Genomic DNA, 26630 nt, shown 5'->3' with positions numbered 1-26630 from the left:
TAATTATCTTTTATTTTTGCTTTGCATCGTGATGATAGGAATAATCATCTCTTCCATTGAGACACCTCCGTGCTGGAATGTATCTTTATAATAAGATGCATAGTAGTTGTAATTGTTGGGATAAGCGAAGAAGTCGCCGCCCGTAGCGAAGATGTAGCTGGTGCTGACATTCGGGCTGGGCAGTTGTGCTTTCAACGGTTCTTTTATCTCGAACACCTGTTTGGGGTTATAGCTTAAATTCTTTCCCAACTTGTATCGCAGGTTGGTATTCGTATTTCTGTCTCCTATTACCTTTATCGGATTGTCTACGCGGATACTGCCGTGGTCGGTCGTCACGATGACTTTGTAATCGCTCTCTGCCAATGCTTTAAACAATTCATTGACGGATGAATGGCGGAACCATGAAAGGGTGATGGAACGATAAGCCGCTTCGGTGGAAGCGAGTTCGCGCATCATCTTGGATTCGGTTCGGGCATGAGACATCATATCTATGAAGTTGAGGACAACGACATTCAAGTCATTCTGTTTCAAACGACTGAATTGATTCACCAAACGTTCTCCCGCTCCGGAGTCGTTAATCTTATGATAAGAGAAAGTATCCTTGCGGCGGTATCGGTCTATTTGCGTCTGTACGAGGGGTGCTTCATTCAGATTTTTGCCTTCTTCTTCATCTTCGTCCACCCATAATTCGGGAAACATCTCGGCAATCTTGTTGGGCATCAATCCGGAGAAAATGGCGTTGCGGGCATATTGCGTAGCGGTCGGCAAGATACCGTAATACAGATCTTCCTCGATGATGAAAGAGTCTGCAAACTCATTGCTTATCAGTCTCCACTGGTCGTAACGGAAATTGTCGATAACGATGAAGAATACTTTTTCCCCTGCATCCAGTAGCGGGAATATCTTGCGTTTGAACAGGTCGGGGCTCATCATCGGACGTTCGTCCGGGTTCTGCATCCAGTCCGTATAGTTCTTTTTAATGAATTTGGTAAAGGCGGTGTTGGCTTCGGACTTCTGCATCTTCAACATTTCCGCCATATTGCTGTCTGTTCCTTCCAGTTCCAATTCCCAAAAGACAAGCCGCTTGTACACTTCCTTCCAGTCATTATACGTAAGCGAGTCGTTTATCTGCATACCTATCTTGTTGAAGTTTTGCTGATAACCGCTGTTTGCCACTTCGGTGATGATATCTTTCTTATGCAGGTTTTTCTTCAGTGTCAGTAATATCTGGTTCGGGTTGACCGGCTTTATCAGGTAGTCGGCAATTTTGGAACCGATAGCCATATCCATGATGTTTTCTTCTTCGCTTTTGGTTATCATCACGACGGGCACGTTCGGGCTGACTTCTTTTATCAGAGCCAATGTTTCCAAACCACTGATGCCGGGCATATTCTCGTCCAGGAAAATCAAATCGAACGTTGTCTCTTTACAAAGGTCGAGCGCATCTTGTCCGTTGGTTACCGTGCTCACTTCATATCCCTTGCTTTGTAGAAATAGGATGTGCGGTTTCAGCATATCTATTTCATCGTCCACCCAAAGTAAATGGTCCTTTTTCATTTTCCGCCTTTTTAATTGTTTAGTAATCTTCTTCCTCTGCCTGGTCTACACCTTCGATAAGGATAGGCTCATCCAGCATGATCCCTTCTATTTCCGGTTCAGGAATGTCAGAGAAGTGTTCGTTATAGAATTCCGCATAATCATCAAAACTGAAATACTTTTGTAACAGTTCAAAGTTGGATGCAGAAATAACGATCGCTCTCATTCCGCTTAATTTGCGTGCCATATCCTTGTCCGAATAAAGCAGCTTCATATATTGGTATGCTTCGTCAAAGTTAGCAAATTCTTTGGTCTGCAACATTCCGATACCGTTATCATTAACAAATGAAAGATCGAAATTCTTGATAATAAAGTTAGAGAAATTATAATGCGCCATTTCATAAAGCAGCATATTCTCATTGATCTTTCCTTCTTCGTATGCCAGAATAAACAGATAAGGAGTGTTTCGCTCGTCACTGAACTTGAGCGTCAGGCTGTCTGCCGGAAGTTCTCCTTCCGTTTGTTCTATCTTACGACGTTTCCATATAGAGCCGAATGCACTTCCGTCCGCAGCCAGCAGGCGTCCTTCCTGTAAGCCTTTGACAATATTGCCGGCTATTTCGCTGATTTCGTTCTTCGGATATTTCTCTACGATTTCTTTCAGTGCCTCCATAAATCCTTTACGGTCGCCGGACTGCAGTAATCCCATTGTATGCAGGAACATGAACTTAGGCATATGTTGCCCCATGGCATATTTTACTTTGGCAGTCTCATAGTTTGCATCGACAGTACGGTAGTCTCCCTCCGTGAAAGCCTGATAGGTAACTGCATATAACGAGTCTTCCAGATGTTTTCCGTACAGAGCATTGCGCGCAAAGTCCGGGTCGGATATTGTCAAGGCATATTTGCTGTCGGGGTATCGCGAGATCAGTGTATTCTTATACCCTTCCGCTTCTGCCGTTCGTTTCCAACGGGAGTTCATCAAGTAGAGATTGTAATACACTTCATCCAAGTTCCCAAAGTCGGGGAACTGTGTATAAAGTCTCGTAAATGTCTGTTCCGCCAGTGAGAAGTCTTCCAGCTTATCCTTGTAAATCATTCCCATATTGAAAAGACCGTCGGACAGTATGTCGTTGGACTCTTGCATTGCTTCTTCCGTAAGCGGGATTTGTTGCAGATAGAACTCCGGATTCTTATTATCCGTAACGACTGTATCCGTTGGAATAGAATCGTTTCCGGCTTCTAGTGCGGCAATGGAATCCGTCTGTTGCTCATCCGCCTCGTAGTCGATAGCTGCAAATTCTTCGTTGGCTATGACGGTCTTGTTACGGCGTCTCCAGTCGTCTTCCAACTTTCTGCGTCCCCATTTACGCTGGAAGTCGTTCTTTCCTTGCGTTACAAGTTGCTGATTATAGAAATACCATGATTTGTCTCCCGTACTTATGGTCGGAGTGTTAGGTTGGTTTTTATTCCCGAACGGTTGTTCGCCCATTGCCTCCTCGCGTTTGTTCATTAATTCCTGACGCTCGGCTTCTTTGCGTTCTTCCTCCTCCTTCTTTTTAACGTCTTCGATGATTTTCTCTACAATCTGCAATCTCTCCGCTTCGCTAAGTGTGGCCAAGTGCTGCAAACTGTCTTGCAGCTCCACGCTGACAACGTAAGTCACCAGTTCATCGAGTACTTCGGAGCGTTTATTTACTTTGGCATATTCCGGATAATCCTTATCTATCAATCCGATAGCTTCCGAATAACATTTCTGGGCTTCCACATAGTTGGCTTGCGCCCAGTAAATGTCTCCCAACCTGAGCAGGATAATACCTTTCTCAATGCCGTTGCGTGTACTTTTCTCTGCACCGAGGTGATATTGTTTTATGGCGTTTGCCGTATCCTGCTTGGTGATATAGATGTTACCGATGGCATAATATATCTGATCCTGATATTCCGCATTCTTTTTATTGCGTGCCATGCGGTGTAACAGTTTAATAGTCTTTTCCGCTTTACCGGGAGGGATTACTTCCGTCTGCTTGATTCTTGCATTGAGTTCAAGCTCGTATGGCGGATTTTGTTTGATAGCCTTGGCATAGGCTTGGTAAGATTGGGCAAAATCACCGGTTTCCTCATAGATTTGTCCTAGTAGGTAATACTCGCGTGCTTTCTGCTTTTTCCGCTTTTCATTTTTGATTGTTGTAATCAGATAAGGTATTGCTTCCTTGAATCGCTTTTGCCGGAGCAGATAATTTCCGTAAGCGGCAGAATGCGATGGTTCCAATTCTTTAGGCAGACTGTCGTTGTTTATCTTTTCCAATGCATCTTCGGCATCGTAGAACCAGTCCATCTCTGTATAGCAACGTGCCATCCAGATGCGGGCATCCGCTACAATCTTGGGATCGGTGGCATATAGACGTGAGATATATGAGAAGGTGGCGGCTGCTTCCAGAAACTCTCCTTTCTGGAATTGGGCTTTACCCATCAGCATCCATGCGTTATGTAAGAAAGGATTATATTCTTTCTGAGCCATCCAACGTTTGTATTTCGGGTCGTTTCGCTTACTCGGTTTGCGAGGCGGTTTTTTCTTGATGGAGTGTAGCTTGATTGCTTTTTGCGATTTCTCTACAGCACGGTCAAAATTGGAGGCTCCCATGCCGACCGTCTTTTTGTTTCCGATGGGATAGAGCGGAAGAATCTCCTGATAACTGTCCTTATTGCCGTCTTCTATCGCCTTCATTCCTTCTTTATAGGCTTCATTCCCATTGAAATATACATTAAAACGGGTAGTAAACGATTGCCAAAAACGTGTACCGGCCGTGTTCTTTTTAGTAGAACAGCCCGCGGCAATCATTAATATTATCAGACATCCTATCCAGTATATTCCGTATCTTTTCAATCTTTTGCAACTTTATGAGATATGACTATAAATAAAACACAAATCTTCCCGTTTTATTGTTTGCGCAAATTTATAAAAATAGTTTTTCCCACTTTGCAGATTGCATAAATAATAATGGAAAAAAAGATAATTGATGCTCCTGACGGTACATTAAGAGAATATGAAATGAATAATCCTCCCAAACACCCGATATAACCGATCAGAATGGAAAGCCAAATGATACGTTTAAATTTGAAAGTGAACAGGTTGGCAGTCATTTGCGGAATGGTCAGCAGGGATATGGCGAGTACGATTCCTACCATTCGCAAAGAGAGTACGATGGTAAGAGCGATAAACATCATTAAAATATATTCGAACACTACGACGGGAATACCTTGCGAACGGGAAAACTCACGGTCGAATGCAATGGAAATAATAGGATGGAGAAATAGGGTGAAGAACAAAGCCAAAGCACCGGACAACAAAGCCAGTAAAAGAATATCGGTTTTCGTTATGGTCAGGATATTACCGAACAGGTACGCAGACAAATCCGGTGCAAAACCGGGTGAAAGGAAACTGAACATAATGCCTAGTGCCATGCCCAATGTCCAGAATACGGCAATGGCGGAATCCTCACGCATATCTTTCCGTTTACTGAGCCATTCTACGCCGAATGCGGAAAATACGGAAAAGATTGCAGCCGAAAGAATAGGGGAAATGCCCGTATAAAGTCCCAGACCGATACCACCGAATGAGGCGTGCGTAATGCCACCACTAATAAAGACAAGTCTTCGGGTGACGATATAAGTGCCGATGATGCCACAGGCGATACTGGCAAACAAACTGCCTAACAATGCGTTCTGAAAAAAAGTATATTGTAATAAATCCATCAGACAATGTATTTAGAATCTTAATGAAACCGCCTTTCGCCGACTACCAGAAAAACTTCATCTTTCAACTCATCCGGCAGATTAATGCCCCGCAGTTGCAGACTTCTGTTCCATCCGGCTACATCTGTTTCCTGCATTGTATAGAATACATCCCTGAACTTTTCTATCTGTTCTTCTGTATATTTATCGGAAGGGATGCCGGCGTATTCATCCAATTCTTCGTCGTCATAATATTCTATCGTTTTGCTTACGGCGGCAAGCAGGCTCTCTTTCTCACATACGGCATGCTGTCCGCAACATTCTCCGTCTACCTCTTTTACTTCAGGAAAACTTTCCAGTTCTCCTTTAGCTATTTTCTTACGGATCTGTCGGTTACGATAGCTGCCTAAAATTAATGCCACTGTAGCAAGAACGAGAAGACTAATAACCAATATCCACATAAATAGTTTTTATTTTGCTGCAAAGTTACTGATTTAATTGTATTTTTGCGATGATTTAAAGGATATATATACAATAATGAGAGAAGATAACAAACCACTGATTTTGATTTCGAATGATGATGGCTATCAGGCCAAAGGTATAAATGAGCTGATAACTTTCTTGCGCCCTTTAGGGGAGTTGGTGGTAATGGCACCGGATTCAGCCCGCTCGGGAATGTCTTGTGCCATTACGGCGGACCGCCCGGTAAGATACAGCCTTGTTCGGAAAGAAGAGGGTCTGACGATCTATAAATGCACAGGAACTCCGGCAGATTGTATTAAGCTCGCTGCTTTTGATGTGCTTGAACGTCAGCCGGATGTGATTGTCGGAGGTATTAATCACGGAGATAACTCTACCGTTAACGTTCATTATTCGGGAACGATGGGAGTGGTTATCGAAGGTTGTTTGCGCGGTGTACCTTCCATTGGCTTTTCTCTTTGTGATCATGCCGCGGATGCCGATTTCTCTCCATTGAAAGATTCTGTCCGTCGTATTACGGAAGGAGTTCTCCGTAACGGTCTTCCTGTCGGTGTTTGCTTGAATGTGAACTTTCCTAAAGGGAAAGATTTTAGAGGAATACGTATCTGTCGGCAGACCGTAGGCAAGTGGGAGAATGAATGGGAGAAACGTCAACGTCCGCATGGAGGTGATTATTTTTGGCTGACCGGTAACTTTGCAAATGGCGAGCCGGAGAATGAGGATACCGACCAATGGGCACTTACTCATGGCTATGTGGCTGTCACGCCTACCCGGATAGATGTAACAGCCTATGATATGATAGATAAATTGCAGGCTTGGAACTTATAATATATAAGGTATGAAGTATTATTTGATTGTAGGGGAAGCGTCGGGTGATTTACATGCTTCTAATCTGATGCATGCGTTGAAGCAGGAAGACCCGGAGGCGGAATTTCGTTTCTTTGGCGGTGATTTGATGAGTGCACAGGGCGGTATTCGTGTGAAGCATTACCGGGAATTGGCCTATATGGGCTTTATCCCTGTGTTGTTGCATCTGCGCACAATCTTTGCCAATATGAAATATTGCAAAGAAGATATTCTCCGTTTTGCTCCCGACGTCGTAATACTTGTGGATTATCCCGGCTTTAATCTCTCCATTGCTAAGTTTATCAAGAAGAATACCCGGATACCGGTTTATTATTATATCTCTCCGAAGATATGGGCGTGGAAAGAGTATCGTATCAAGAGCATTAAAAGGGATGTGGATGAAATGTTCTCTATATTACCTTTTGAAGTGGATTTCTATAAAGGACATCAATACCCGATTCATTATGTAGGCAATCCGTGTGTAGACTCAGTGGCAGCTTTTAAAGAGGAACATAAAGAAACCAAAGAAGATTTTCTTGCTAAAAATGGTTTGGGAAATAAACCCATCATTGCTTTGCTTGCGGGTAGTCGGAAGCAAGAGATAAAAAATAACCTACCTTTGATGCTTGAGGCCTCAACTGCTTTTCCTGATTACCAGTTTGTGTTGGCGGGCGCACCGGGTATTGAACATGAATATTACAAGCAGTTTATAGGTGATGCGGGAGTGAAAGTAGTTTTTGACCGTACCTATGCATTGCTCTCGTATGCTGATGCGGCTTTGGTAACATCCGGTACGGCAACTCTTGAGACGGCCCTTTTCCGTGTACCTCAAGTCGTTTGTTACTATATGGCAGCCGGCAAATTTATTTCTTTCCTGAAAAAGATGGTATTAAAGGTACAATTTGTATCTTTGGTTAATTTGATTGCAGGGAAAGAGGTCGTGAAAGAATTGGTAGCGGGTACTATGACTGTAAATAACGTAAAGGAGGAATTAAGTAAAATCCTTTATGATGAGAAATACCGTGCAGATATGTTGCAGGAGTATGACCGTATTATCCGGATATTGGGTTCGGCCGGAGCTTCGGAACATGCAGCGAAAGAGATGGTGCGATTGCTGAAATGATGATAAGTTATTCTCTTGGGGAGAGAACTTATATTTGAACTCGTGTTATAAAACAACCGGACTTTTGAAACTAAATATAAAACTTACGTTAATTCATTACAACAATGAAGACTAAAACTTTTCTATCCGTATTCTTATGGGGATACCTTGTATGTCTTACTATGCCGGCTTTAGCGCATAATCCCCTTCAACATCAAAAGGATTCTTTACGTCGGGTAATCGAGCAATCCGAAGGAATTGATAAACTAAGGTCGTATAACAGATTGTATTATCTATACATGTCGGAGATTGCCGACGACCGGAAAATGGATACGCTGCTTACATTGTTCGATCAGGCGGAAGCCGAAGCCATTAAGCAAGGCAACGCAAAGATGCAGGGGATGGTATATGGAAATATCATCATATCCCACATAAACAGGAATGAATATGACAAAGTCATACAGAAAGCACCTGACTATCTTGACTTTTATATAAAGAATGAGCAATGGAGACTATATAATCAGATACACATGCAACTAATCACTGCCTACAATTTGAAAGGAGATTATAAACAGGCAGCGGAAGAAGCGGAAAAAATGTTTAACAGTGCTAAGGAACGGAATGACAAAGCCGGAATGGCGACTGCGCTTTATGCCACTGCCATTACTTATAGTATACAGAAAAGATGGAAAGAGGAAGAACATTGTTTCAGAGAGTGTATCAGTCTATTATGGGAGGTTTCGGGATATGACAATATACTGACTCAATCCTATGCGTTTCTGTGTAGTTCGCTTCGGGCGCAAGCACAATATGATGAGATACTGCAACTTGTACCCGAATATGAAAAGGCTATTGCGCGATTTGAGAAAGCTACCGGAAGGACGCAACCTGAAGCGTGGGGAAATCTCTACGTGGCATTGATGGATGTATATATAGATACAAAGGACTATGATAAAGCCGGAGAATATCTCACTAAATTGGAAAATATTGTCAGCAATAACATTTCACAATATGAATTGGCCCGGGCAAAGGCTTTGATTTACCAGTCGCGAGGAGATTATCGTAAGGCCCTTGCTGAAATTGATAGTGCCGCGGTTGAAGTACAAGAGTCGGGCTTCGACCTCAATGCCGTCAGAAAGATAAAGATGGAGATACTTTGCCGTATGGGGCGTGTGGATGAGGCATTCGTGCTGATGGATGAATTTATTGCTGCGAACGATACCTTGAAAGATGTGGAGATCAATGCCAAATTTGATGAACTGCGTACTCAGTATGAGGTGGAGAAACATATTGCGGAGAAAGAACGCAATTTCCATTATTTTCTTTTTACCCTTGGCATTTGTTTGATTCTGGTCTTGCTTTTGGTTGGTGTCTTCTATTATAACCGGATTATCACAATCAAAAATCGCAAGTTGTATGAACAAATAAAGGAACAGGATCGTTTGGCAGACAAATTGTTCCTTCTCTCACACAGTAGTGATACACCGACTTCATCGGTGCACGCTGATGTGACTCCCGAAGCTACAACCGGTACTTGTGATGCACCTGTCGTTAGTAGCGAGCAATACAACTTAGTTGAACGGTTACAGGAGTATTTACTTACCGGCGATAACTTTTTAAATGCCGATATTAGTCGTGACGAAATCATATCTGCACTCGGTACGAATAAAAATACACTTACTGAAGCTGTTAAATCGGTTACGGGAAAAACTCCGATGAAATATATGCGTGCCATGAAGATAGAAGAGGCCCGTAAGATGCTTGATAAGCATCCCGAACTTACGATAGAAGCGATTGCTTTTAGTTGTGGTTTCAATATACCGAGCACTTTCTACCGTTTGTTCCGGAAACAATACGGTATTACTCCGGCAGAATATCAGAAAATGGCAAAGTCTCAAAAGAAATAGGAATATATTGGTTGGATAACTTTAAAGCACGGATTAATTCGTGCTTTTTCTATATCCGGAAGACCCGGAATATGAATAGTGACAGAATGCAATAACGTTAGGATAAAATGCAAGTCTGTTGCTTTGCTATTTCCCCATCTTTGTAAAAAGAATGAAAGGATGGAATATATGGATGATTACATATTCTTTATTTCTTTGGGCATAATCTTTTGTTCATTGATAGCTGTGCTTTTTATATATAAATACTGTCTGCAAATAAAGCGGAGATATAATTATAGTATTGTGAAAAGTATTCGTGAGCAGGAGCGTGTAGCCAAAGAACTGGAACGTATGCGTATTGAAAAGAAGGCCTTTGAAAAGGTTCTTAAAACAAAGCTAACGGAAGTCGTTGAAATTTCTGACGAGGTGGTTGAGATAGACAAACAAACCGGTCATGAAAGACATATATTACATATCGACATAACCTATTTCCTTTAACATGAATTTTAAGGCAGGAAACAATGCGGCGTTAAACGGATTGGTATCCGCAAATCATGTCCTTTAAAAGGATATCAGGATGATTAAAAATGAACATACGGTCGATTGAAAACAAAGGTACGGTCCTTTGTTTGTAAACGATAGGAGTTTGCAGACAAAGGACCGTATGCTGAATATTAAGGGACGTTACTCTTCAAAAACCGTCACCAGTACCACTCTGTTCCAGTCTCTTTTTTTATAAGGTTGTCCGTTCACCCCTATTCCTTGAGCTTGGATACGATTCTCATCTACTCCATATTCCTTCATAAGAATGTCACGTACCCATACTGCCCGTTTCATTGACAGATGGAGATTGTAAACGGCAGTACCTAACGGATCGGCATATCCGTCCAAACGTATTTTTGCACGAGGATTCTGTTCCAGATACTTCACTATATTGACATATTGCATTTCTTGATTTCTTTTAGGCACATAGCTATTGAGATTAAAACGAATAGACGCCAATGTAAAGGGTTTGTTGAATACCTCTTTTTCTACTTCCACACGAATTTCCTTGTTTACTGTTATTGTATCATTTATCACACGGATTACTTCTTGTGGTATGTATTGTACACGAGGCTTGAAACCTCTTTTCTTGAAATGATAGGTTACTCCCAATGTCACCGCACAGTTATTTTCGTAGAGTCGTCCGGCAATACGCCCGTCAAATTGATCAGGCATAACAGCTGTTTGCATCTCAAGGTTAAGATCGAAATCCTTTGTCAGACGATATTTACCCATGATGGAGAAGTTGGCGGTGAGGGCGTTGTTCTTCGGAGTTCCCTTGTAAGGAAAGAGGTGCATATAACCTAAACCTACTGCCGGAATCACGTCCCACTTGCAATCAGTCTCTCCGTGACGGAGCAAGTTAAGCAGGCTGAATTGAAAATCGGCATGGAGGTTCATATAGCGCAAAAAGTGACGGTAGCTTCCATCCGGGCGTATGGTTACCTCATTGCGTACGGGGTCATGGGGACCGTAAATCAGACCTCCATGCAAGGGATTGCCCAGATAGATACCATTTACAGTGCTATATCCGTTGAAACTGTAGCCTTGCAATTGTAGTCGGAGTCCCCAATATTCGGAGAACCATTTTCCCCCGGTCAGTGAGAAAGACGGAGTTATCCGATCACCGAAGTTCAATGAAGAAGCATCTTTGGAAAACAGAACTTGTGCGCCTGCTCCGGCTTCCAGATACCAATTGCTCCCTATGTCGTCCCATTTATTTTCAGGTGTTTGCCCGGTCTGTTCTTGCGCGGACAGCTCCTGAAACAAGCCGAATATGAGGCTGCCGACAAGAATCGGTATTATTCTTTTTTTCATCTTTCTTCATTTAATTATTTGTTGATAATCGAAAGAGGCAACGTAACCGGATTATCTGTCGTTCCGTATACTCCGTCTGCCTCAAAAGTGATAATAGCATCGGTCGTGTACATATATTGGTTTCGTGAGGAGTAGTAGCGAATAGAGATTTGCGGCTGTTCGCCGGGCGATCCCTTTATCAGAAGATAGTAGATGTTGTCTACTAAATACGCCAAGCCTCTGCATTCCTCTCCTACAAAAGCGGCCATTTGATCCTCCGGCTGCATATAGGTAGCAAGATTGGCGGGGAGAACAACAGTTGCGGTCATGGAAACCGAATAATCGGGGTTAGCCTCTGCTCTCCATACAGGAGTTGGGAATACAGTGAAAGTTTCATCCTCCTTGCAACTATTCAGGTATATGCCCAGTGTACACAAGATAATGATTATTATTGATTGACTTATCTTTCTCATATGTTTCATTTTATAAGTGGCTGTCCCGGGAAGTTTCCTTCACCGGGACAACCTTGTGAATATTAACTACTTCTTCTCTACTTTGAGGATGGTTGTCTTTCCGTCCACAGTCACATGTATCAGATAGATACCTGTTTCACACTCGTTTCCTTCTGCTGTTTTTCCGTTCCATTCGGTGATGTGCAGACCTTTGTACACTGTCTCCGTCCGGTTCATCAGGATTCGTCCGGAGATGTCATAAACGGCAAGTTGCAGTTCTCCGTCTTCTTCGGCTGTAATGCGAATGTTAAGTTTCTCAACGAAAGGATTAGGATAGAATGATACATTTCCTTCTACCGTACTGAAATCGAGTATTATTGGCAGCTCCGTAGTTCCTTGAACCGTGTTGGACTGATAATTAACGGCATTGTTGGCACGTGCGATTATCTTTCCGTTACGTTCAAGGCTGAAAGTTACTACGTCACCTGTTTCGGAACCTGCTACGGTAATGAACTGCATATCTTTTGTTGCAGTAGTTACATTTTCACCGATACCTCTCAGTTCGCCGTTGACGTATGCCAGCACTCTGTCTGTCGGTTCTATATCCGTTCCGGTAGCAATAATATTCATATTCTCGGCATAATTATTGTTTAGATAAGCCTTCGGCATTTCTTCCAAACTACGGGTACGAGCTTTACTACGGGTATTGCTTAGTGAACCACTGGTTGACGGATAAATGAAACTCACATCTTCCGCTTCCTTACGGAAGAGCATATATCCCTTATTTGCTTCTAGATAAGTGAGGTTACCTATCCATCTTGTACCGGAGTACATTGAGAATTGATTCTGTGATTTCACGATATCCCCCTTTTGGGCGTCATAGCCTGCAAGAGCTTCCGTCACCGTAAAGTTGATGCCCGGCAGATAACCGATATAATTCCAGTTATTACCTTTCACCATAATCGGTGTCTCTTTCGCATTGATGGCATTTCCACTGAGACTCAACGTTTGTTCGGCAGATGTCTTTATCATAAATAAGGATGTGTTGTCAAGTCCTCCGTTGGCACTGAGAGAACCGGTCCACTTATTACCGTTCGCAGAATAAGAATCAAAGTAATCCTTGTTCTTGATGATGTCGCCATTACTCCATTGCCCGTATTTCATAGCCGATGTTACATTAGTAAGAGCCGGACTCGATAGATTGAAAGAAACCCAGTTCCATCCTTGTGCTAAAGCTACATTCTGGTAGAATATTTCCTTACCATCGAAGAGTACCGGTTCGTTGGCAGACCCTATAATTTGGTCATTGATAAAGGTAATTGTCCGGTCCGGCGTTGCATTATACATTTTACCGGTGCTGGCATCCCACATGCGGAATTCCAGATTATTCTCTTGTACAGTATTACTATATACTGTAAGGAATGCATACCATAGGTCTCCAATCTTGTCATAGCTGCTGTTCGCCACTCCTCTGCATTGTCCGTCTACAAACACTGCCAGCATATCTTCCTTGTCTGCGGAGAATACGTTGTTGAAACGCATCTTGCCGAACACGGTCATGTTATACTTGAAGTCGGCAGGATTCACGTTCCAGTCGGGTTTTTCGCCTGTCACCTTGACGGTAAGTGGTAATGCTTCGGACACGTTATTGTCGTTGCGTAAGTAAATCACTTCGTCATACGAACCGATGTTCAGTCCTTCATTAAGAGTGAACGTGATATCCAGCGATGCCAATGGGTCTATCGTGCCGCTTACCGGAGTCACTTCCAGCCATGCCGGTGTATTCTCAATAGTGAAATGCTGTACGGAACCGCCCTTGTTCACAGCCTTTACCTTGAATTCTTTCGCTTCATAAGCTGCTTTCTGAATGTTCACTTCACTCTCGCTCCACTTCAACTGGTTGCGGTCGATATAAGCACTCCAAGTAATCGGTGATAAGATTTCGTTTCCATTCATGTCGCGTACACCGTCCACTGTAAAGGTGACAATGCTCTTTTCCACTCGGTCCCAAGTTTCGTTCAGGTTGATAATCAACGCATCATTATTCACAACGAAGTCATAGAGAAGTTTCGATACCGGACCTTTATCCTTCACCGGTGCGCTTGCTGTTGTTTCAGTGTCACCACCATAAGTTACAGCATCGGGAACACTTATCATCGGGTCTTTTTGTACCTTCATATCCTTTAGCGTGAATTGTAGTTCCTTTGTACCTTGCCAGTCAATGTAATGTTCAAAGGGGTAGTAGGCGAGCAATCCCTTCTCCGTGCCGTCCAGACGTTCGTTGTTGCCGTTTGCCACAAGAGTTTCATTCTTATAAAGGTTCCATATCCGGAAGTCGTCTATGGTTCCCTTGAAATAGTTATCTACAATAACACCTGTAGCATTAGCATCCGAAGTCCATCCTCTTGCACCGAGGTACATATAAGCAGCGGCTATGCCACCGATGTCCTGTGACTCAAAATAAGTATTCAGCACGCCGTCCATCAAGATTTGTCCGCGTCCTGTCGTACGGCTTACGGTAAGGGCAAGGTGATGCCAGTTATTGTCCAGATAATCACCTTCTGCAACTGCTTTCACTTCGTTGTTATGGAACGTGAGCACACCGCTTTCGAAACCAATCGAAAAGAGGTTGCGTGAACCGCCCATGTCTTGTCCGTCACCACGTCCGTTTGCTACGAGGGTAGCGTTTGTCTGTCCCGGTTCGGCTTTGAACCAGAACTCAATAGTATAGTCCATCGTATTGTCCACTACTACGGAACTTCCCGTGTTCAACCGGATGTACGTATTGCCGTCAAAATTCGCTGCACGACCTTCGGGAAGCGACCATTCACAACCGTTCATCTCAAGATTTGCTCCACGTGCCTTATCGAGTAGTGTGGTTCCCTTGGTCTCGTTCATCGGATAGTAAGCCAACAGATTACTTTCCGCACCCGACAGCAAAGTCAGGCTGTTTGTCTGAATACGTCCGGAGGTAAGCACCTTGTCCCAAATACGTGCATTGTGCATCTTTCCGGCAAAGTTACCGCTGCCGTTCACATTGCATCCGAAAGTGTAACTGCCTTCTCCGGCATATGTACCCACGGCTGCATTACTGATATATTCCACGAAATTATAGTAAGCGGTTACCTTTCCTGTCTTATCGTATACCAAAGCCACGTGTGCCCACGTACCTTGTTCATACGGTACGGCATCGGTACTGATAATTTCCGTACTGCCTACCCGTGCCCTCAGATGGTTATTCGCTGTGATACCGAGTTCCAATGCCTCATTCACATTTCCTTGGCTGAAGAAAGTCGCCTCGCGCGGTTCATCGGCCAGTACCCACATTTCCACGGTGATGTCCTTCCCATTCCAATTGCGTTCGAACTCAGAGGAGAGGAAGTCATTCTTTCCGTCCAAGCGGACAGATACGGAGTGGTCGGTCTGTGCGCCGTTACGGACGCCCGTCACTTCGAAATTGTCGTCCGTCAGATATCCTTCGGCTATCTTCTCATTGAAGTTGAGTCGGATGTCATCGTTGATGGTCAGCACGCCGTTTGCCGGTTGTGCGCTGCCGAAGAGTCGCGGATTATACATATCTTTGATACCGCTGTGTACTTCGGACACGTTCTCCACCTCCACATTATTTATGAGGCAGACACCCACTGCACGGATATCGTAGTATTGGTCTTGCATATCATCCAACATCCACTGGTACTTGATTGTTCCTGCATCTCCGGCATTTATCATTTCGGCATTCAGACCATTTGCTATCGCCTGATTGTATAGTACCAGGTCGTTATAGTAGTTCATCAGCGTTGTCCAGTCCTCATCGGAAGCGGATGCTGCCTTGTACTGCAACTTGATACGGTTGAAGTTATCATAGTTCACGTCGAAACCGTCAAGCTGTACCTCCATATAATGTTTGATTTGTCCATTTACCAGTTTGGTAGGTAGCTTCGTATTGTACGTCCAGTTATTGGATGGCCTCTTGATTCTTACATCTGTACACGATGGGGTGAAATGTACGCTGAACGTCACAGTGTCGGCAATGTTGGTCTGATAGCTCGTCGGATCGCACTGACATTGCGATTGTAGGGTGAGTTTCAGGTCATCATAATTCATCACAGAACCTTTGCTTACTTCAAGCGTCTTCACTAATGTCTCTCCTGAGGGAACAAGGAACACGCGGCCGTCTCCGATAGCGCTACCGTCAATAGACATTCTTGCACCGTAAGGATTTGTTCCGTCCACCATCTTGAGTACGTACCACATATCCTGTTTTGCTTCCGAGTTGTTGCGCAGGAAGAGTTTCAGGTAAGCAGGCTGTCCGGAAGGTACATTCTCTATGAAATTCTTCTCTACATCTATCTCAGGTACTTCCAGTTGCACGGTAGCCTCATTAATGACATGTTTGCCCGGTTCAAAGTATTTTGTTTTATATTCTCCTTCATAAGGACAAGAAGTAGCCCCGGCCCTTGTTTTGAAGATGAACGTAGTAAATTGACGGTCGGGATTTGTGTGCATATCCGAGAATTTCACATATTCGTCAAGCACACGATAACCGCTTGACCGGCATACGTCCACAGATAGATAATCATCTCCATCTCCATCTTCCGCCAACACGAATCCGTTGCAATGAGAAGCTTCATCTGTGGAAACAAACTCACCGCCGTTTTCCTGTGTCAGTGTTTCGTTGATTTCCGTAAATACTCCCTTTTTAAGAATGTTCGTGCCTATTTTTACTAAAGCACTGGCTCCGATAACTATCTTGAAGTTTACATTACGCGTAAAAGTATATGAAAATGACTCGGAATACTCTACCTGCGAAGCAGAATGGAAAGAATAGTTTTGCAAAAGCGTGGCGTTCACCTTATCTTCCTCATTCTCTGCCATACGTTGTATCCAACGGTCAATAGACTGATTGAGAGTTAATATGGTATCGTTTTCCGTTTTGTCGGTTTCTTTCGGGAAATAGATTTTATAGCTTTCACCTTCCGAAATATCTATCAGGTTTTTAAGGTCGAAAACCTCATCCACATTACTTTTCCCGAAGTTCTTATCATTGCGGGGAAGTTTAGACACATAAACCTGTTCCTTAGTCTGGTCAGCTAAAGCCTGAGCCTGTTCGGGGGTCAATTCATCCGGTGCATGAAGAATACTGTTCCGTATACTCTCCAGATTGGGAATCAAAGTCTGTTCGATGTATATTTGCGGATAAGCAAAAAGAGTTCCGTAATTCTGATAGATACCCAATCCGGTGCTCTTTACCAATAGCCAGTCGTCTGACTCAGGATTACCTAAAAGCACTTTATATGCTTCGGCTCCCCCATCGTTTTGGAATTTCTCTTTCGACACAATGGTAACATTGTCCGTTGCACCGAAAATGATATTAGTTGAGAAGCCTACGTATACATCTGCATCGGCTCCTACATAAAGCGGGTCGTCACTGGTTTGGAAACGTGTAGTGGTAGTGGCGGTTTTCTCTGATGTGTTAGAACCACCCGCTTCTTCAGTGTGTCTCAAACCTATTCTAAGTTCATTATCGAATTCCGTCTCTGTTATAGTACCTGCAACCGGACTACCCGCATAAATTAAGGTTTTTGTACCTAATGAAAGTCCCGCATCCTCACTGCCTTCTTGAATGATATTTCCGGTATAAGTAGAAGAACGATGGATGCTGGTTCCTTTCTCCAGATAGGAGTAACTGCGACTACCCGGAGGGTCGCGGAGTACGAACATTACATCATCCGGTCCTTGGGTCACAAAGTTGTTGCCTGTAGAAATGGCTCCTACAATAATCGCTTCAAATCCTCCCGCCCAATCGATAGAGGTGGAATTTTCGCCACCGTAAACAGCTTTGGCGGTCACTGAGCGAAGTCCTGAAGTCAACTCCGGATTACCGATTCTCATTGTATCCAATACAATACCTTTCTCATTCACTGCAAGTTCCGGCTGGCTTTCGCCTGTCAGTCCGTCACCGTATGTTATTTTTGCATCTGTAGTAGGTACTTCATCAATGCTTCCATCGGCTTTCGGCTTACCTTGGTCATCCATATATACGTATCCTTCAAACACTTTGGCTTTGAACACGTAGCTCTTGTATTGTTCAAATACCGGTTTGGACAGTGCATATTTACCGGTTGCTTCGTTGTAGATGGGTACGGTATAGTTATTTTCCGCAAGTGCCATCTGGAATTGTTTTTCTTTTTCTCCGAAGTAGGGTAGCTCTTTACCTGTATTGTCCAACTGTGTGATGCGTATTGTGGGAGCATAACGCTTGATAAAGGTCTGTGACTTGTTGTAACGCACTGTGTCCGTATGTTGTTCGTATACGCCCTCTACCGATATGGAGTCAATGTATTCGTAAATACTGTTTTCCGTAACAAAGGCGTTTGTCAGGTTGATTTCCTCACCGTAGCCGGGGATACTTGCCGCATCGTGTCCCGGAATATTGAGAATCACCTTGAATCTTTCAGGTATTACATCCACCGCAAACTCTCCCGTCTCCGGGTTGGGAAGGATTGTCACCTCACTGGTTCCGTAAGTTACCTTACTAAAGAATGTACCTTTTATGTACGATGGCTTGTGCAATGGGATTTCCATCGTATTCTCTTCTAAGGAAAGTTTATATTTATCATTCACATATTGTAAGACTACTTTCACACTGTCGGCAAGGTTATTCTTCGACAACGAATGTCCGAGTGGATACGCCTCTTGAACGGTTCCTCCGGCTACACGCCCGATATAACGTACGGTAGTGATGTCCTCTAGTTCCAGACCGGTCACTATATCCTGATAATTGCGGTCTGTGCCATCACTATTGGTAATCTTGCCTTCGTTGGCAAATATATGGTTCGCCTTTGTTGCTTTCACCTCGTGTGTACCTACGGGTACGTTGATAGAGAAAACGCCGTCTGCATTTGTGGTAATGACATTTGCTTTACTGTCCATGGATACGATTCCGTCAATTAGGAAAGAAACGCCTTCTACCGGTATATTACCACCTCTATACGTCACTTTTCCTGTTACAACGAAAGAAGATTTGTCTGTGAAGTTCACCGTATGGCTCTGTGAATTGGCATTGAGCAGACGGAGTTCCTTTTCGGACTCAAACTTATGGATTCCCAGACGTGGAATAATCATATAGGTTGTTCCGTTACCGGTGTAAGGGATGGCACGAATGGAATAAGAACCGTCTGTGGCTGTGTAGCCTTTATAACCCAATTGGCTGATGGTAGGGATGATTGAACCGTCTAAAGTTGCACCGTTCACTGTACCGTGGTTTTCATTATAGCTGAGACCTTTATAAGAGGTGTCGAAGAAACTGCCATCTATTGCATAGTCAAATGTGTAATATGCAAGCAGACCTGTTTCGCCTCCGGTCAGGTAGCGGGTGTAGTCGCGGGCAATGGCGATGCTATCTAAAGCAATGCCCCAGATACGTACATCATCAATGTTACCTACGAAGCCATCGCCACCAATGGTTACCTCACCGTCTGTTCCGGTGACAAGTCCGCCTCCGGACAGCATATTCAGTTTACTTTCTGCAATGCGTTGACCGTTGGCATAAATCATTGCCGAGTCTGCTGTTGCCACGGCAGTTAGATGTACGAATTGAGAGGACTCGGTGTAAAACTCCAAACTGTTTTGAGAAGTCAATGTGGCTGTGCCTACGATGAACATCGGTTTCCCATCTTCAATTCGAAGCTCATACATGTTTGCTTTGCTAATAATATTTCCTTTTTTTACTGTCGTATTCACCCATGCTTGTAGAGTAATACTGTCAGTGTTGGTTTTCAGTAAATCGGTATTGGTGACGCTAAGGTTATCCATAGCGTTGAAGTGGTAACTTTTTCCGGTGATTCCCGCACCTTCCGATACTTCGGCACGCACTTCAACATCATTTACCGCTTGTCCATTTTCAAAAGTGATTCGTCCGTAGATATCACCTGTTGGAGTACGAAAGCCGACGAAAGTGTCGGACTCTTTGCCTTGTGCACCATTTCCGCAATTGGTAATGGCTACTATACGGTATTCATAGAGAATGCCCGGAACAGATTTTATATCGCTATATTGATAAATTGTCGACACGGCGTTGCCGGGCATCTGGTCTATCTGTTTGAATTCATTCCCACTTCCATAAATGCGGCTTTGAATAGAAAATACCTCTATGGTTTTCCCATCAGTTTCCCACTCTAATGCTATATGGTCGGAATAATAACCTTTGGAAGCGTTCACTTTTGTTATCTCTCCCATATTCTCGGTATAGAGTTCCTTTTCACTTCCTACGGTTTTCGGTCTTTGCGTGTTGTATTTATCAGAACCGGGTTTGACAAAAATCTGATAGCTGTATATATCACAGGTAGACGGTAACGATACCGAGCATGCTTGTTTCTCCATTTCCTCGTCGGTGAGGGCATAGTCGGTCTCCTTACCTGTTTCTTTACGTATCTCCCGGAGGATAATCTGGGTATTGGTACTTTTTACATTGCCTTCAGGTTTGTATTTCCATTGTATATGCACTCGTTGGTCTTCTCCGATTACAGCGGTGGCTGTATCGATTTCCATGTGTATCATTTTTACAGGTACGCTGGATTCACGTACATAGCCCCAGTTCCATTGGCTGGGTTGTGACCTGCGCAGGCGATAGTAAAAAGTTCCGTTAAGATTCTCATCGACTGCATCATTTATATATTCATAGTTTGTCTTATTTTTCTCATAAAGTACTGAACCTATGTTGACGGGATTCTCGAAATTGGGTTTATCGGAACGTTGTATTTCAAATTGGTCACTTGCGCCAACATATAAATTGTTCAATTGCGATTCATCAACGAGGGGGACTTCCCATTTTAATGTTATTTTTCCTTTGTCATCATATGAGGTAATAAGTTCTTCTGGGAATTGAAAACCTTGCTGTGTTATGTCCTCATAGATAGGCATATATCCTCTGCTTCCAACATTCAGATCATTGGGTGTGGCTAAAAAACGGATTTGTAAATTGAGAGGAGCATTTGTTACTGCTACTTTTGTAACACCATCATTGCCAACAGATTCGAAAGAAGCGGAGACAGATTTTCCTGTCTCACGGTCTATTACATCAAAACTTTCGCGAGAGGGATTTCCTGTGCTCCCGAAAGTTTTAGTATTGATAGCATATTCTATATATCCTGGTTGTTGACTGAATGTTACGGTTGGGGTAATATTCTTCAGAGTATACGTCTGAGTTGTTTCTTTATGTAAGGAGCTGGCATTCTTCTTATCCGTACTGTGTGTATATCTCACACTTACTGTAATTTTGCAGTCTACTTTGCTCTTTATTACTTCCGGGTTGGAATCATAATATTCGCCATAGGGATAAACCTTAAAAGTTGCACTGCTCTTTTTTTCAGAAGAATTATAAGTTCCGGCCATCAGAGTAAAGTTGGTTAGTACAAACTGAAAATCGGAACTGCCCTGCTGTAACTCAACTCTGGCTGCTCCATCCTCAGCTTTGCAATAGACTTGTCCGTTATCTCCTGTCCACTGACCGGTACCGATTTCTGTTGCATAAAAAGATACGCATCGCTGACCATTAAAGCTGATTGTAGATGTCGTTCCATCTGTTTCTCTTACGGCTGCCTCATCAGATGTTCCTATTCCTCCCGGATTATAATACGTAGGTACGGTAACAAGAAAATATCCTTCGCTCTGGAGGTTGGCAGTATTAATGGTAATATTACTCTCCAAGAAATAGGCATATCCGTTCGTGCCACTATATCCCCATACCTGCTGTATGGACAAAACAATCATTAATAATAAAAAAACGGACCATGCTTGCCTGTTTGTCCGGCTCTTGCATTGTCTGTCGGAAAAGCATTTTTCTTTTCTTTTGAAACTCCACCTGTTTTGTTCTTTTTCCATATTACATAAATCTTTAGTTAATGTGCATTTATCTATTTTTATTCTTATTTGCAAAGGTTACTAAATGCAAAGAAAACAGGTTTGCATTTTGTCCTGATCTTATTGCGTTTTGTCATTTTATGCGGTCTCTTAGGCATATCAATCGATAGAAGAGTAGTAGTTGACGGTAATCCGAACTCAAGAAATTACTGATTTTTCATAGATATTACAAGAACTGCCGATTTGTTTTAAACATAGATGTAAATCTGTTGTTTTGGTTCATATATGGAAGTATGTATTCTATTTAAACCTAAAAGAATTATGAAGAAATTATTAATGTATTTAGCCTTTGCGCTAATATGTATGGCAGTGGCCCCTATTCTGCAATCATGTGATGATGAGAATAGCCAGTATCCTCTTGGAAATTATATTATAGCAATGGCTACCGTTGCGAAAGAGACGGGCACTGTCTATCCTTATTTTGTATTGGACAATGGAAAGACTGTTTGGGTGGCAGCTTCGGCTGTGGAGTATGAAGGTCTTGAACCCGGACAACGGGTTATTGGCAATTTTACGATTTTAGATGATAACCGTGATGGCTTTGATTATTTTGCCCGTGTGAATAACTATACATTGGTGCTGACAAAAGACGTCATTAATCTTACGGAAGCGAATGAAGATAGTATTGGAAACAGTAAAACTACTATCTCCGATATGTGGATTGGTGCCGACTATCTAAACGTAGAGTTCTTGATGGTATATCCGTCTTATGAGAAACATATGGTTAATTTGGTTAATAACCGGATAATACCTGTGGATGATGACGGTTATGCACATTTGGAGTTCCGGTATAACAATATGGGAGATAGTAACGGTAAGCTGATTCCGGGCATTGTTTCTTTTGAGCTTGGAGAATATGGTCCATCCAATAAAACATTGAAAGGATTAAAAGTGAAGATTAATTCGATAAAATACGGTGATAAAGTTTATACTTATAATTATTCCGATGAGAAAAGTACGGAAGAAAGTAGAAACTTTTCTAGTGGGGTAAATAGTGAAGGGCTAAAGTAACGAACAGTTTAAAAGAAAAGGGACTTTTAGGAAAGCCCCTTTTTATGGTATTTAGAATAAAGTGAAAGCGTATAAATAAACTACTGCGGCAGGAATTGCCATTAACGCGCTATCGAATCTGTCCAGCATTCCACCGTGTCCCGGTAGAATGTTCCCGGAATCTTTAATTCCTAATTGTCTTTTGAATAAAGATTCTGTTAAGTCTCCCCATGTACCGAATATAACGACAACAAGTGCCAGACCTATCCATTTGATAAGAGGCATGAAGGGGAAAAAATGTGCGAGAACGAATGCTGCAACTATGACGAAGACTGCTCCTCCGATAGAGCCTTCCCATGATTTCTTAGGAGAAATGCGTTCAAACAAACGATGTTTTCCTATAAGAGAACCAATACAGTAAGCTCCGGTGTCATTAATCCATATAAAGATAAATATAGATAGAGGAAGAATCGGGTTGTAACTTACCGCTTGAATGTCCGGATCGGTATGAAATGCCAATACATTGAGCATGGCAAAGGGTAATGCTATATAGCATTGACTTAGCATAGAGTAAGCCCAATTATTTATAGGATTCTCTTTCTTTAAATATAGCTCGCTAATCATCAGATAGAGAAGCAGGAATAAGTAGGGGATAAATACTTCGGATTTACCATTTAGACAGAAATAAGTGAAAGCGAAAAACAGATAAGCGCCTCCAAGAGTAGTTATAGTCCTGTTTATGTTCACATTTTCTGTTGTATTAACAAGGTGACCGAACTCCCGTATCGTTAATGCGGAAATACAAACAAATAAGATTGCGAATGACAATGGGCTGAAAAGAATACTGCCGACTAATACTGCAACGAATATAATACCGGTAATCGCCCGTTTTAAAAAATTGCTTTTCACAATGTGCTGTTTTAAATTAGTATTTAGCTCCGAAACTATTTCAATATCATAAAGAGATAGTTTCGGAGCACTAAATTATTTATTCGGTTTTGTTGGAACCTTCTGAAACTTTTTCTTCTGTTGTTTCTTCCCCTTCATTTTCTCCGATTACAGTCTCATTTTCTTTTTCTATCGGTTCGGAGTCGGAGAGAATCTCTTCAGAGCGTGAAGCCCAAGGACGTTTTCCAAAAATACGTTCTACATCTTCTGCAAAGATAACTTCTTTGTCCATAAGCAGCTGAGCAAGCTCATTATGTCCGGCTTTATGTTCTGACAAAAGAGATTTGGCACGGTCGTATTGCTCGTTAATCATGCGTTTTACTTCTTCGTCTATCAATTCTGCCGTTTTCTCACTGTATGGTTTGTTGAAAGAGTATTCCTCATTATTATAATAACATAAGTTCGGAATCTTATCGCTCATTCCGGCATAGGCAATCATGCCATAAGCCTGTTTAGTGACACGTTCCAAGTCGTTCATTGCACCGGTGGAAATCTTTCCGATAAATAAATCCTCGGCAGCACGTCCGCCTAAAGTGGCACACATCTCGTCGAGCATTTGTTCTTTTGTCGTAATTTGTCTTTCTTCCGGCAGATACCAAGCTGCGCCCAATGCACGTCCACGTGGCACGATGGTTACTTTAATCAATGGATTAGCATGCTCCAAGAACCAGGAAAGCGTAGCGTGTCCTGCTTCATGCAAAGCGATTGTACGCTTTTCGTCGTTGGTCATGATCTTTGTTTTCTTTTCAAGACCACCAATGATACGGTCTACTGCATCCAGGAAATCTTGTTTTCCAACGAATTTCTTACCGTGACGTGCTGCAATAAGAGCTGCTTCATTACAAACATTAGCAATATCGGCACCGGAAAATCCCGGAGTTTGTCTGGCAAGTAAATCCACATCTACGGTATCGTCTATCTTGATCGGACGTAAATGTACGCCGAACACTTCTTTTCTTTCATTTAAATCCGGTAAGTCTACGTGAATCTGGCGGTCAAATCGTCCGGCACGGAGCAATGCTTTATCCAGAATATCCACACGGTTGGTTGCTGCCAGGATAATAATACCACTATTGGTTCCGAAACCATCCATCTCCGTAAGTAACTGGTTCAGCGTGTTTTCACGTTCATCGTTACCTCCCATACTTGGGTTCTTGCCGCGTGCACGTCCCACTGCATCAATTTCGTCAATGAAAATGATACATGGAGATTTTTCTTTTGCTTGTCTGAAAAGGTCGCGTACACGGGAAGCACCGACACCGACAAACATTTCTACAAAGTCTGAACCGGATAAGGAGAAAAACGGTACATCTGCTTCTCCGGCTACTGCCTTGGCAAGCAAAGTTTTACCGGTTCCCGGAGGTCCTACAAGCAAAGCACCTTTAGGAATTTTACCTCCTAAATCCGTGTATTTCTGCGGTTGTTTCAGAAACTCAACAATTTCTTCAACTTCTTGTTTTGCTTCTTTCAGTCCGGCTACATCTTTGAAGGTAACTTTGTTTTTATTATTTGGATTCCCTTTATCAAAAAGTTGGGCTTTTGACTTGCCAACGCTAAATACGCCTCCTGTGCCTCCATTGTCACGTCCCATTCTCCGCATAAAGAAGATCCATATTCCAATTAGGAATAAGAATGGCATTAGTTGCCAGAATATGGCGCCGAAATAGTTGTTTTTCTTTTCATAACTGACAGAACCGTTAAAGTTCCCCGATTCTGTTTCTTTTTCAAGGAATTTATCCAATGTCTCCATTGAACCGACTTCTACATTAAGTACAGGATTCTTCCCGACCTTACTAGGTTCTTCTTTGAATACTTCCCGGATGTATTCCGGTTTCAAATACATTTCCACGGAATTATCGTTATAGGCTACAATCTTGTTTGCATAACCTTTTGTTACATAGTCTTTAAATTCCGTGTAAGTAATACTTTTACTTGATACTCCTCCCTGATTGGTGAAATATAGGGCGATAAGCATCATCATAATAACCAAATACAACCAATTTAGATTGAATTTAGGCATATTTACTTTATTCGTTTTCTTATTGTTGTCCATAATTTTACATCGATATTAATCAATATCCGGGATATTTGTCAGTTTGGCATCAGCCCATAAATGTTCAAGGTTATAGAAATCTCTGATTTCTGGCAAAAATATATGCACTACTACATCTGAATAATCCATAGCCACCCATTGGGCATTTCGTAAACCGTCAATACAGCTTGGCTTGGTATCAGTTTGTTCTCTTACATATTCTTTAATTGAATCTACAATAGCCGATACCTGATTAGGAGAGTTACCTTGACAAATAACAAAGTATTTGCAAATAGTGTCTTCTATAGAGGTTAAATCAGCAATTACAATGTTTTTACCCTTTTTTTCCTGTATACCTTCTGTTATTTTTTGTACTAAGTTCTTTGTCTCGCTCATTAATACCATTAAATAAATTAATTACTTAAATCTTTTCAGTTTGTGTAACAACAAATAATGCTTCTGTATTGTTTCGCATCTGTTGTACGACAATATTTTACAAAGATACATTGATTTGTGAGATGAAAGAAAGAAACGGTTAAAATCTATTTTCTTTTTGTGTTTTTTTAGGTATATAATGCTTTGAGATGTCTTATAGGGGAATGTTTTATGAAAATAATCAGGAAAAAGTTTTGAGGTTCTATTTTTTTTGTATCTTTGCACCGTCAAAAAAGATTGGGCTATGGTGTAATGGTAACACAACAGATTCTGGTCCTGTTTTTCCAAGTTCGAATCTTGGTAGCCCAACAATGAAAGCGACTGTGAAGGTCGCTTTTTTATTTCCATTACTTTAAAGAATTAAATAAAAAAGGGACCAACGTAAAAACCTGAGGGCTTTTCCTATTATGCATATAACTTAGTTAATCTGT

At 42.3% G+C, this 26630-nt stretch carries 15 protein-coding genes and 1 tRNA gene; 6 read left to right on the top strand and 10 right to left on the bottom strand.

The genetic code is table 11. From position 1 onward, the window contains the following. Positions 1 to 3: 3 nt before the first annotated feature. The 4 genes from DXB63_RS13515 to DXB63_RS13500 are packed head-to-tail and all read right to left on the bottom strand — an operon-like array spanning position 4 to position 5729. A complete protein-coding gene (locus DXB63_RS13515; RefSeq protein WP_122126942.1) occupies positions 4 to 1557 on the bottom strand; it encodes a bifunctional response regulator/alkaline phosphatase family protein in 1554 nt (517 codons plus the stop codon). A 19-nt stretch (positions 1558 to 1576) separates the two neighbouring features. After that, positions 1577 to 4420, bottom strand: coding sequence for a tetratricopeptide repeat protein (locus DXB63_RS13510; protein ID WP_233522862.1), 2844 nt, complete (start codon positions 4418 to 4420; stop codon positions 1577 to 1579). Positions 4421 to 4473: 53 nt separating this feature from the next. Further along, complete coding sequence (locus DXB63_RS13505; RefSeq protein ID WP_122126941.1) at positions 4474 to 5289, bottom strand: metal ABC transporter permease; 816 nt, start codon at positions 5287 to 5289, stop codon at positions 4474 to 4476. Between the two features lie 20 nt (positions 5290 to 5309). Continuing rightward, on the bottom strand, positions 5310 to 5729 hold the full coding sequence (locus tag DXB63_RS13500; protein WP_122126940.1) for a phospholipase: 420 nt from the start codon (positions 5727 to 5729) through the stop codon (positions 5310 to 5312). Between the two features lie 76 nt (positions 5730 to 5805). Between DXB63_RS13500 and surE the strand changes: the two genes are divergently transcribed. The 4 genes from surE (at position 5806) to DXB63_RS13480 (ending at position 10080) form a co-directional block, all read left to right on the top strand. Then, positions 5806 to 6576 (top strand): 5'/3'-nucleotidase SurE, encoded by a 771-nt coding sequence (gene surE / locus DXB63_RS13495; RefSeq protein ID WP_122126939.1) that lies wholly within the window; start codon positions 5806 to 5808, stop codon positions 6574 to 6576. Positions 6577 to 6586: 10 nt separating this feature from the next. Continuing rightward, positions 6587 to 7717 carry a lipid-A-disaccharide synthase gene (lpxB, locus tag DXB63_RS13490; protein WP_122126938.1) on the top strand — a complete coding sequence of 377 codons (1131 nt, stop codon included), beginning with the start codon at positions 6587 to 6589 and terminating at the stop codon, positions 7715 to 7717. Between the two features lie 104 nt (positions 7718 to 7821). Beyond that, positions 7822 to 9603 (top strand): helix-turn-helix domain-containing protein, encoded by a 1782-nt coding sequence (locus tag DXB63_RS13485; protein WP_122126937.1) that lies wholly within the window; start codon positions 7822 to 7824, stop codon positions 9601 to 9603. Between the two features lie 168 nt (positions 9604 to 9771). Next, positions 9772 to 10080 carry a hypothetical protein gene (locus tag DXB63_RS13480; RefSeq protein WP_122126987.1) on the top strand — a complete coding sequence of 103 codons (309 nt, stop codon included), beginning with the start codon at positions 9772 to 9774 and terminating at the stop codon, positions 10078 to 10080. Positions 10081 to 10266: 186 nt separating this feature from the next. On the opposite strand, the gene DXB63_RS13475 is transcribed toward DXB63_RS13480, so the two are convergent. The 3 genes from DXB63_RS13475 to DXB63_RS13465 form a co-directional block, all read right to left on the bottom strand. After that, positions 10267 to 11442: an OmpA family protein gene (locus DXB63_RS13475; protein ID WP_122126936.1), complete on the bottom strand. Its 1176-nt coding sequence runs from the start codon at positions 11440 to 11442 to the stop codon at positions 10267 to 10269. Positions 11443 to 11456: 14 nt separating this feature from the next. Next, positions 11457 to 11894, bottom strand: a complete 438-nt coding sequence (locus DXB63_RS13470) for a hypothetical protein (protein ID WP_122348273.1) — start codon at positions 11892 to 11894, stop codon at positions 11457 to 11459. Between the two features lie 66 nt (positions 11895 to 11960). Further along, positions 11961 to 21755 (bottom strand): LamG-like jellyroll fold domain-containing protein, encoded by a 9795-nt coding sequence (locus DXB63_RS13465; RefSeq protein ID WP_122126934.1) that lies wholly within the window; start codon positions 21753 to 21755, stop codon positions 11961 to 11963. A 300-nt stretch (positions 21756 to 22055) separates the two neighbouring features. Here DXB63_RS13465 and DXB63_RS13460 point away from each other — a divergent pair, with 300 nt between their 5' ends. Next, the gene (locus DXB63_RS13460; protein WP_158563688.1) at positions 22056 to 22805 is read left to right on the top strand and encodes a NigD-like protein; all 750 of its coding nucleotides are present in this window, start codon (positions 22056 to 22058) and stop codon (positions 22803 to 22805) included. Between the two features lie 51 nt (positions 22806 to 22856). On the opposite strand, the gene DXB63_RS13455 is transcribed toward DXB63_RS13460, so the two are convergent. The 3 genes from DXB63_RS13455 to rsfS all read right to left on the bottom strand — a co-directional run bounded on the left by DXB63_RS13455 (position 22857) and on the right by rsfS (position 26160). After that, a complete protein-coding gene (locus DXB63_RS13455) occupies positions 22857 to 23693 on the bottom strand; it encodes a phosphatidate cytidylyltransferase (RefSeq protein WP_122126932.1) in 837 nt (278 codons plus the stop codon). A 79-nt stretch (positions 23694 to 23772) separates the two neighbouring features. Further along, positions 23773 to 25785 carry an ATP-dependent zinc metalloprotease FtsH gene (gene ftsH / locus DXB63_RS13450; protein WP_122126931.1) on the bottom strand — a complete coding sequence of 671 codons (2013 nt, stop codon included), beginning with the start codon at positions 25783 to 25785 and terminating at the stop codon, positions 23773 to 23775. A 15-nt stretch (positions 25786 to 25800) separates the two neighbouring features. Beyond that, a complete protein-coding gene (rsfS, locus tag DXB63_RS13445) occupies positions 25801 to 26160 on the bottom strand; it encodes a ribosome silencing factor (RefSeq protein ID WP_122126986.1) in 360 nt (119 codons plus the stop codon). A gap of 277 nt (positions 26161 to 26437) precedes the next feature. Between rsfS and DXB63_RS13440 the strand changes: the two genes are divergently transcribed. Beyond that, a tRNA-Gln gene (locus tag DXB63_RS13440) sits at positions 26438 to 26508 on the top strand. Positions 26509 to 26630: the final 122 nt, after the last annotated feature.

Origin of the sequence: Bacteroides sp. OM05-12 (assembly GCF_003438995.1) — a bacterium.
GTDB lineage: Bacteria > Bacteroidota > Bacteroidia > Bacteroidales > Bacteroidaceae > Bacteroides.
The sequence above is the reverse complement of the archived record's forward strand: the minus strand, read 5'-3'. Positions and strand labels throughout refer to the sequence as shown.

Bases quoted from the DNA above. Each gene is read 5' to 3' on its own strand.
- surE (WP_122126939.1), top strand. From the start codon at position 5,806: ATGAGAGAAGATAACAAACCACTGATTTTGATTTCGAATGATGATGGC.
- DXB63_RS13475 (WP_122126936.1), bottom strand. From the start codon at position 11,442: ATGAAAAAAAGAATAATACCGATTCTTGTCGGCAGCCTCATATTCGGC.
- DXB63_RS13515 (WP_122126942.1), bottom strand. From the start codon at position 1,557: ATGAAAAAGGACCATTTACTTTGGGTGGACGATGAAATAGATATGCTG.
- lpxB (WP_122126938.1), top strand. From the start codon at position 6,587: ATGAAGTATTATTTGATTGTAGGGGAAGCGTCGGGTGATTTACATGCT.
- ftsH (WP_122126931.1), bottom strand. From the start codon at position 25,785: ATGGACAACAATAAGAAAACGAATAAAGTAAATATGCCTAAATTCAAT.
- DXB63_RS13470 (WP_122348273.1), bottom strand. From the start codon at position 11,894: ATGAGAAAGATAAGTCAATCAATAATAATCATTATCTTGTGTACACTG.
- DXB63_RS13465 (WP_122126934.1), bottom strand. From the start codon at position 21,755: ATGGAAAAAGAACAAAACAGGTGGAGTTTCAAAAGAAAAGAAAAATGC.
- DXB63_RS13480 (WP_122126987.1), top strand. From the start codon at position 9,772: ATGGATGATTACATATTCTTTATTTCTTTGGGCATAATCTTTTGTTCA.
- DXB63_RS13505 (WP_122126941.1), bottom strand. From the start codon at position 5,289: ATGGATTTATTACAATATACTTTTTTTCAGAACGCATTGTTAGGCAGT.
- rsfS (WP_122126986.1), bottom strand. From the start codon at position 26,160: ATGAGCGAGACAAAGAACTTAGTACAAAAAATAACAGAAGGTATACAG.
- DXB63_RS13485 (WP_122126937.1), top strand. From the start codon at position 7,822: ATGAAGACTAAAACTTTTCTATCCGTATTCTTATGGGGATACCTTGTA.
- DXB63_RS13460 (WP_158563688.1), top strand. From the start codon at position 22,056: ATGAAGAAATTATTAATGTATTTAGCCTTTGCGCTAATATGTATGGCA.
- DXB63_RS13500 (WP_122126940.1), bottom strand. From the start codon at position 5,729: ATGTGGATATTGGTTATTAGTCTTCTCGTTCTTGCTACAGTGGCATTA.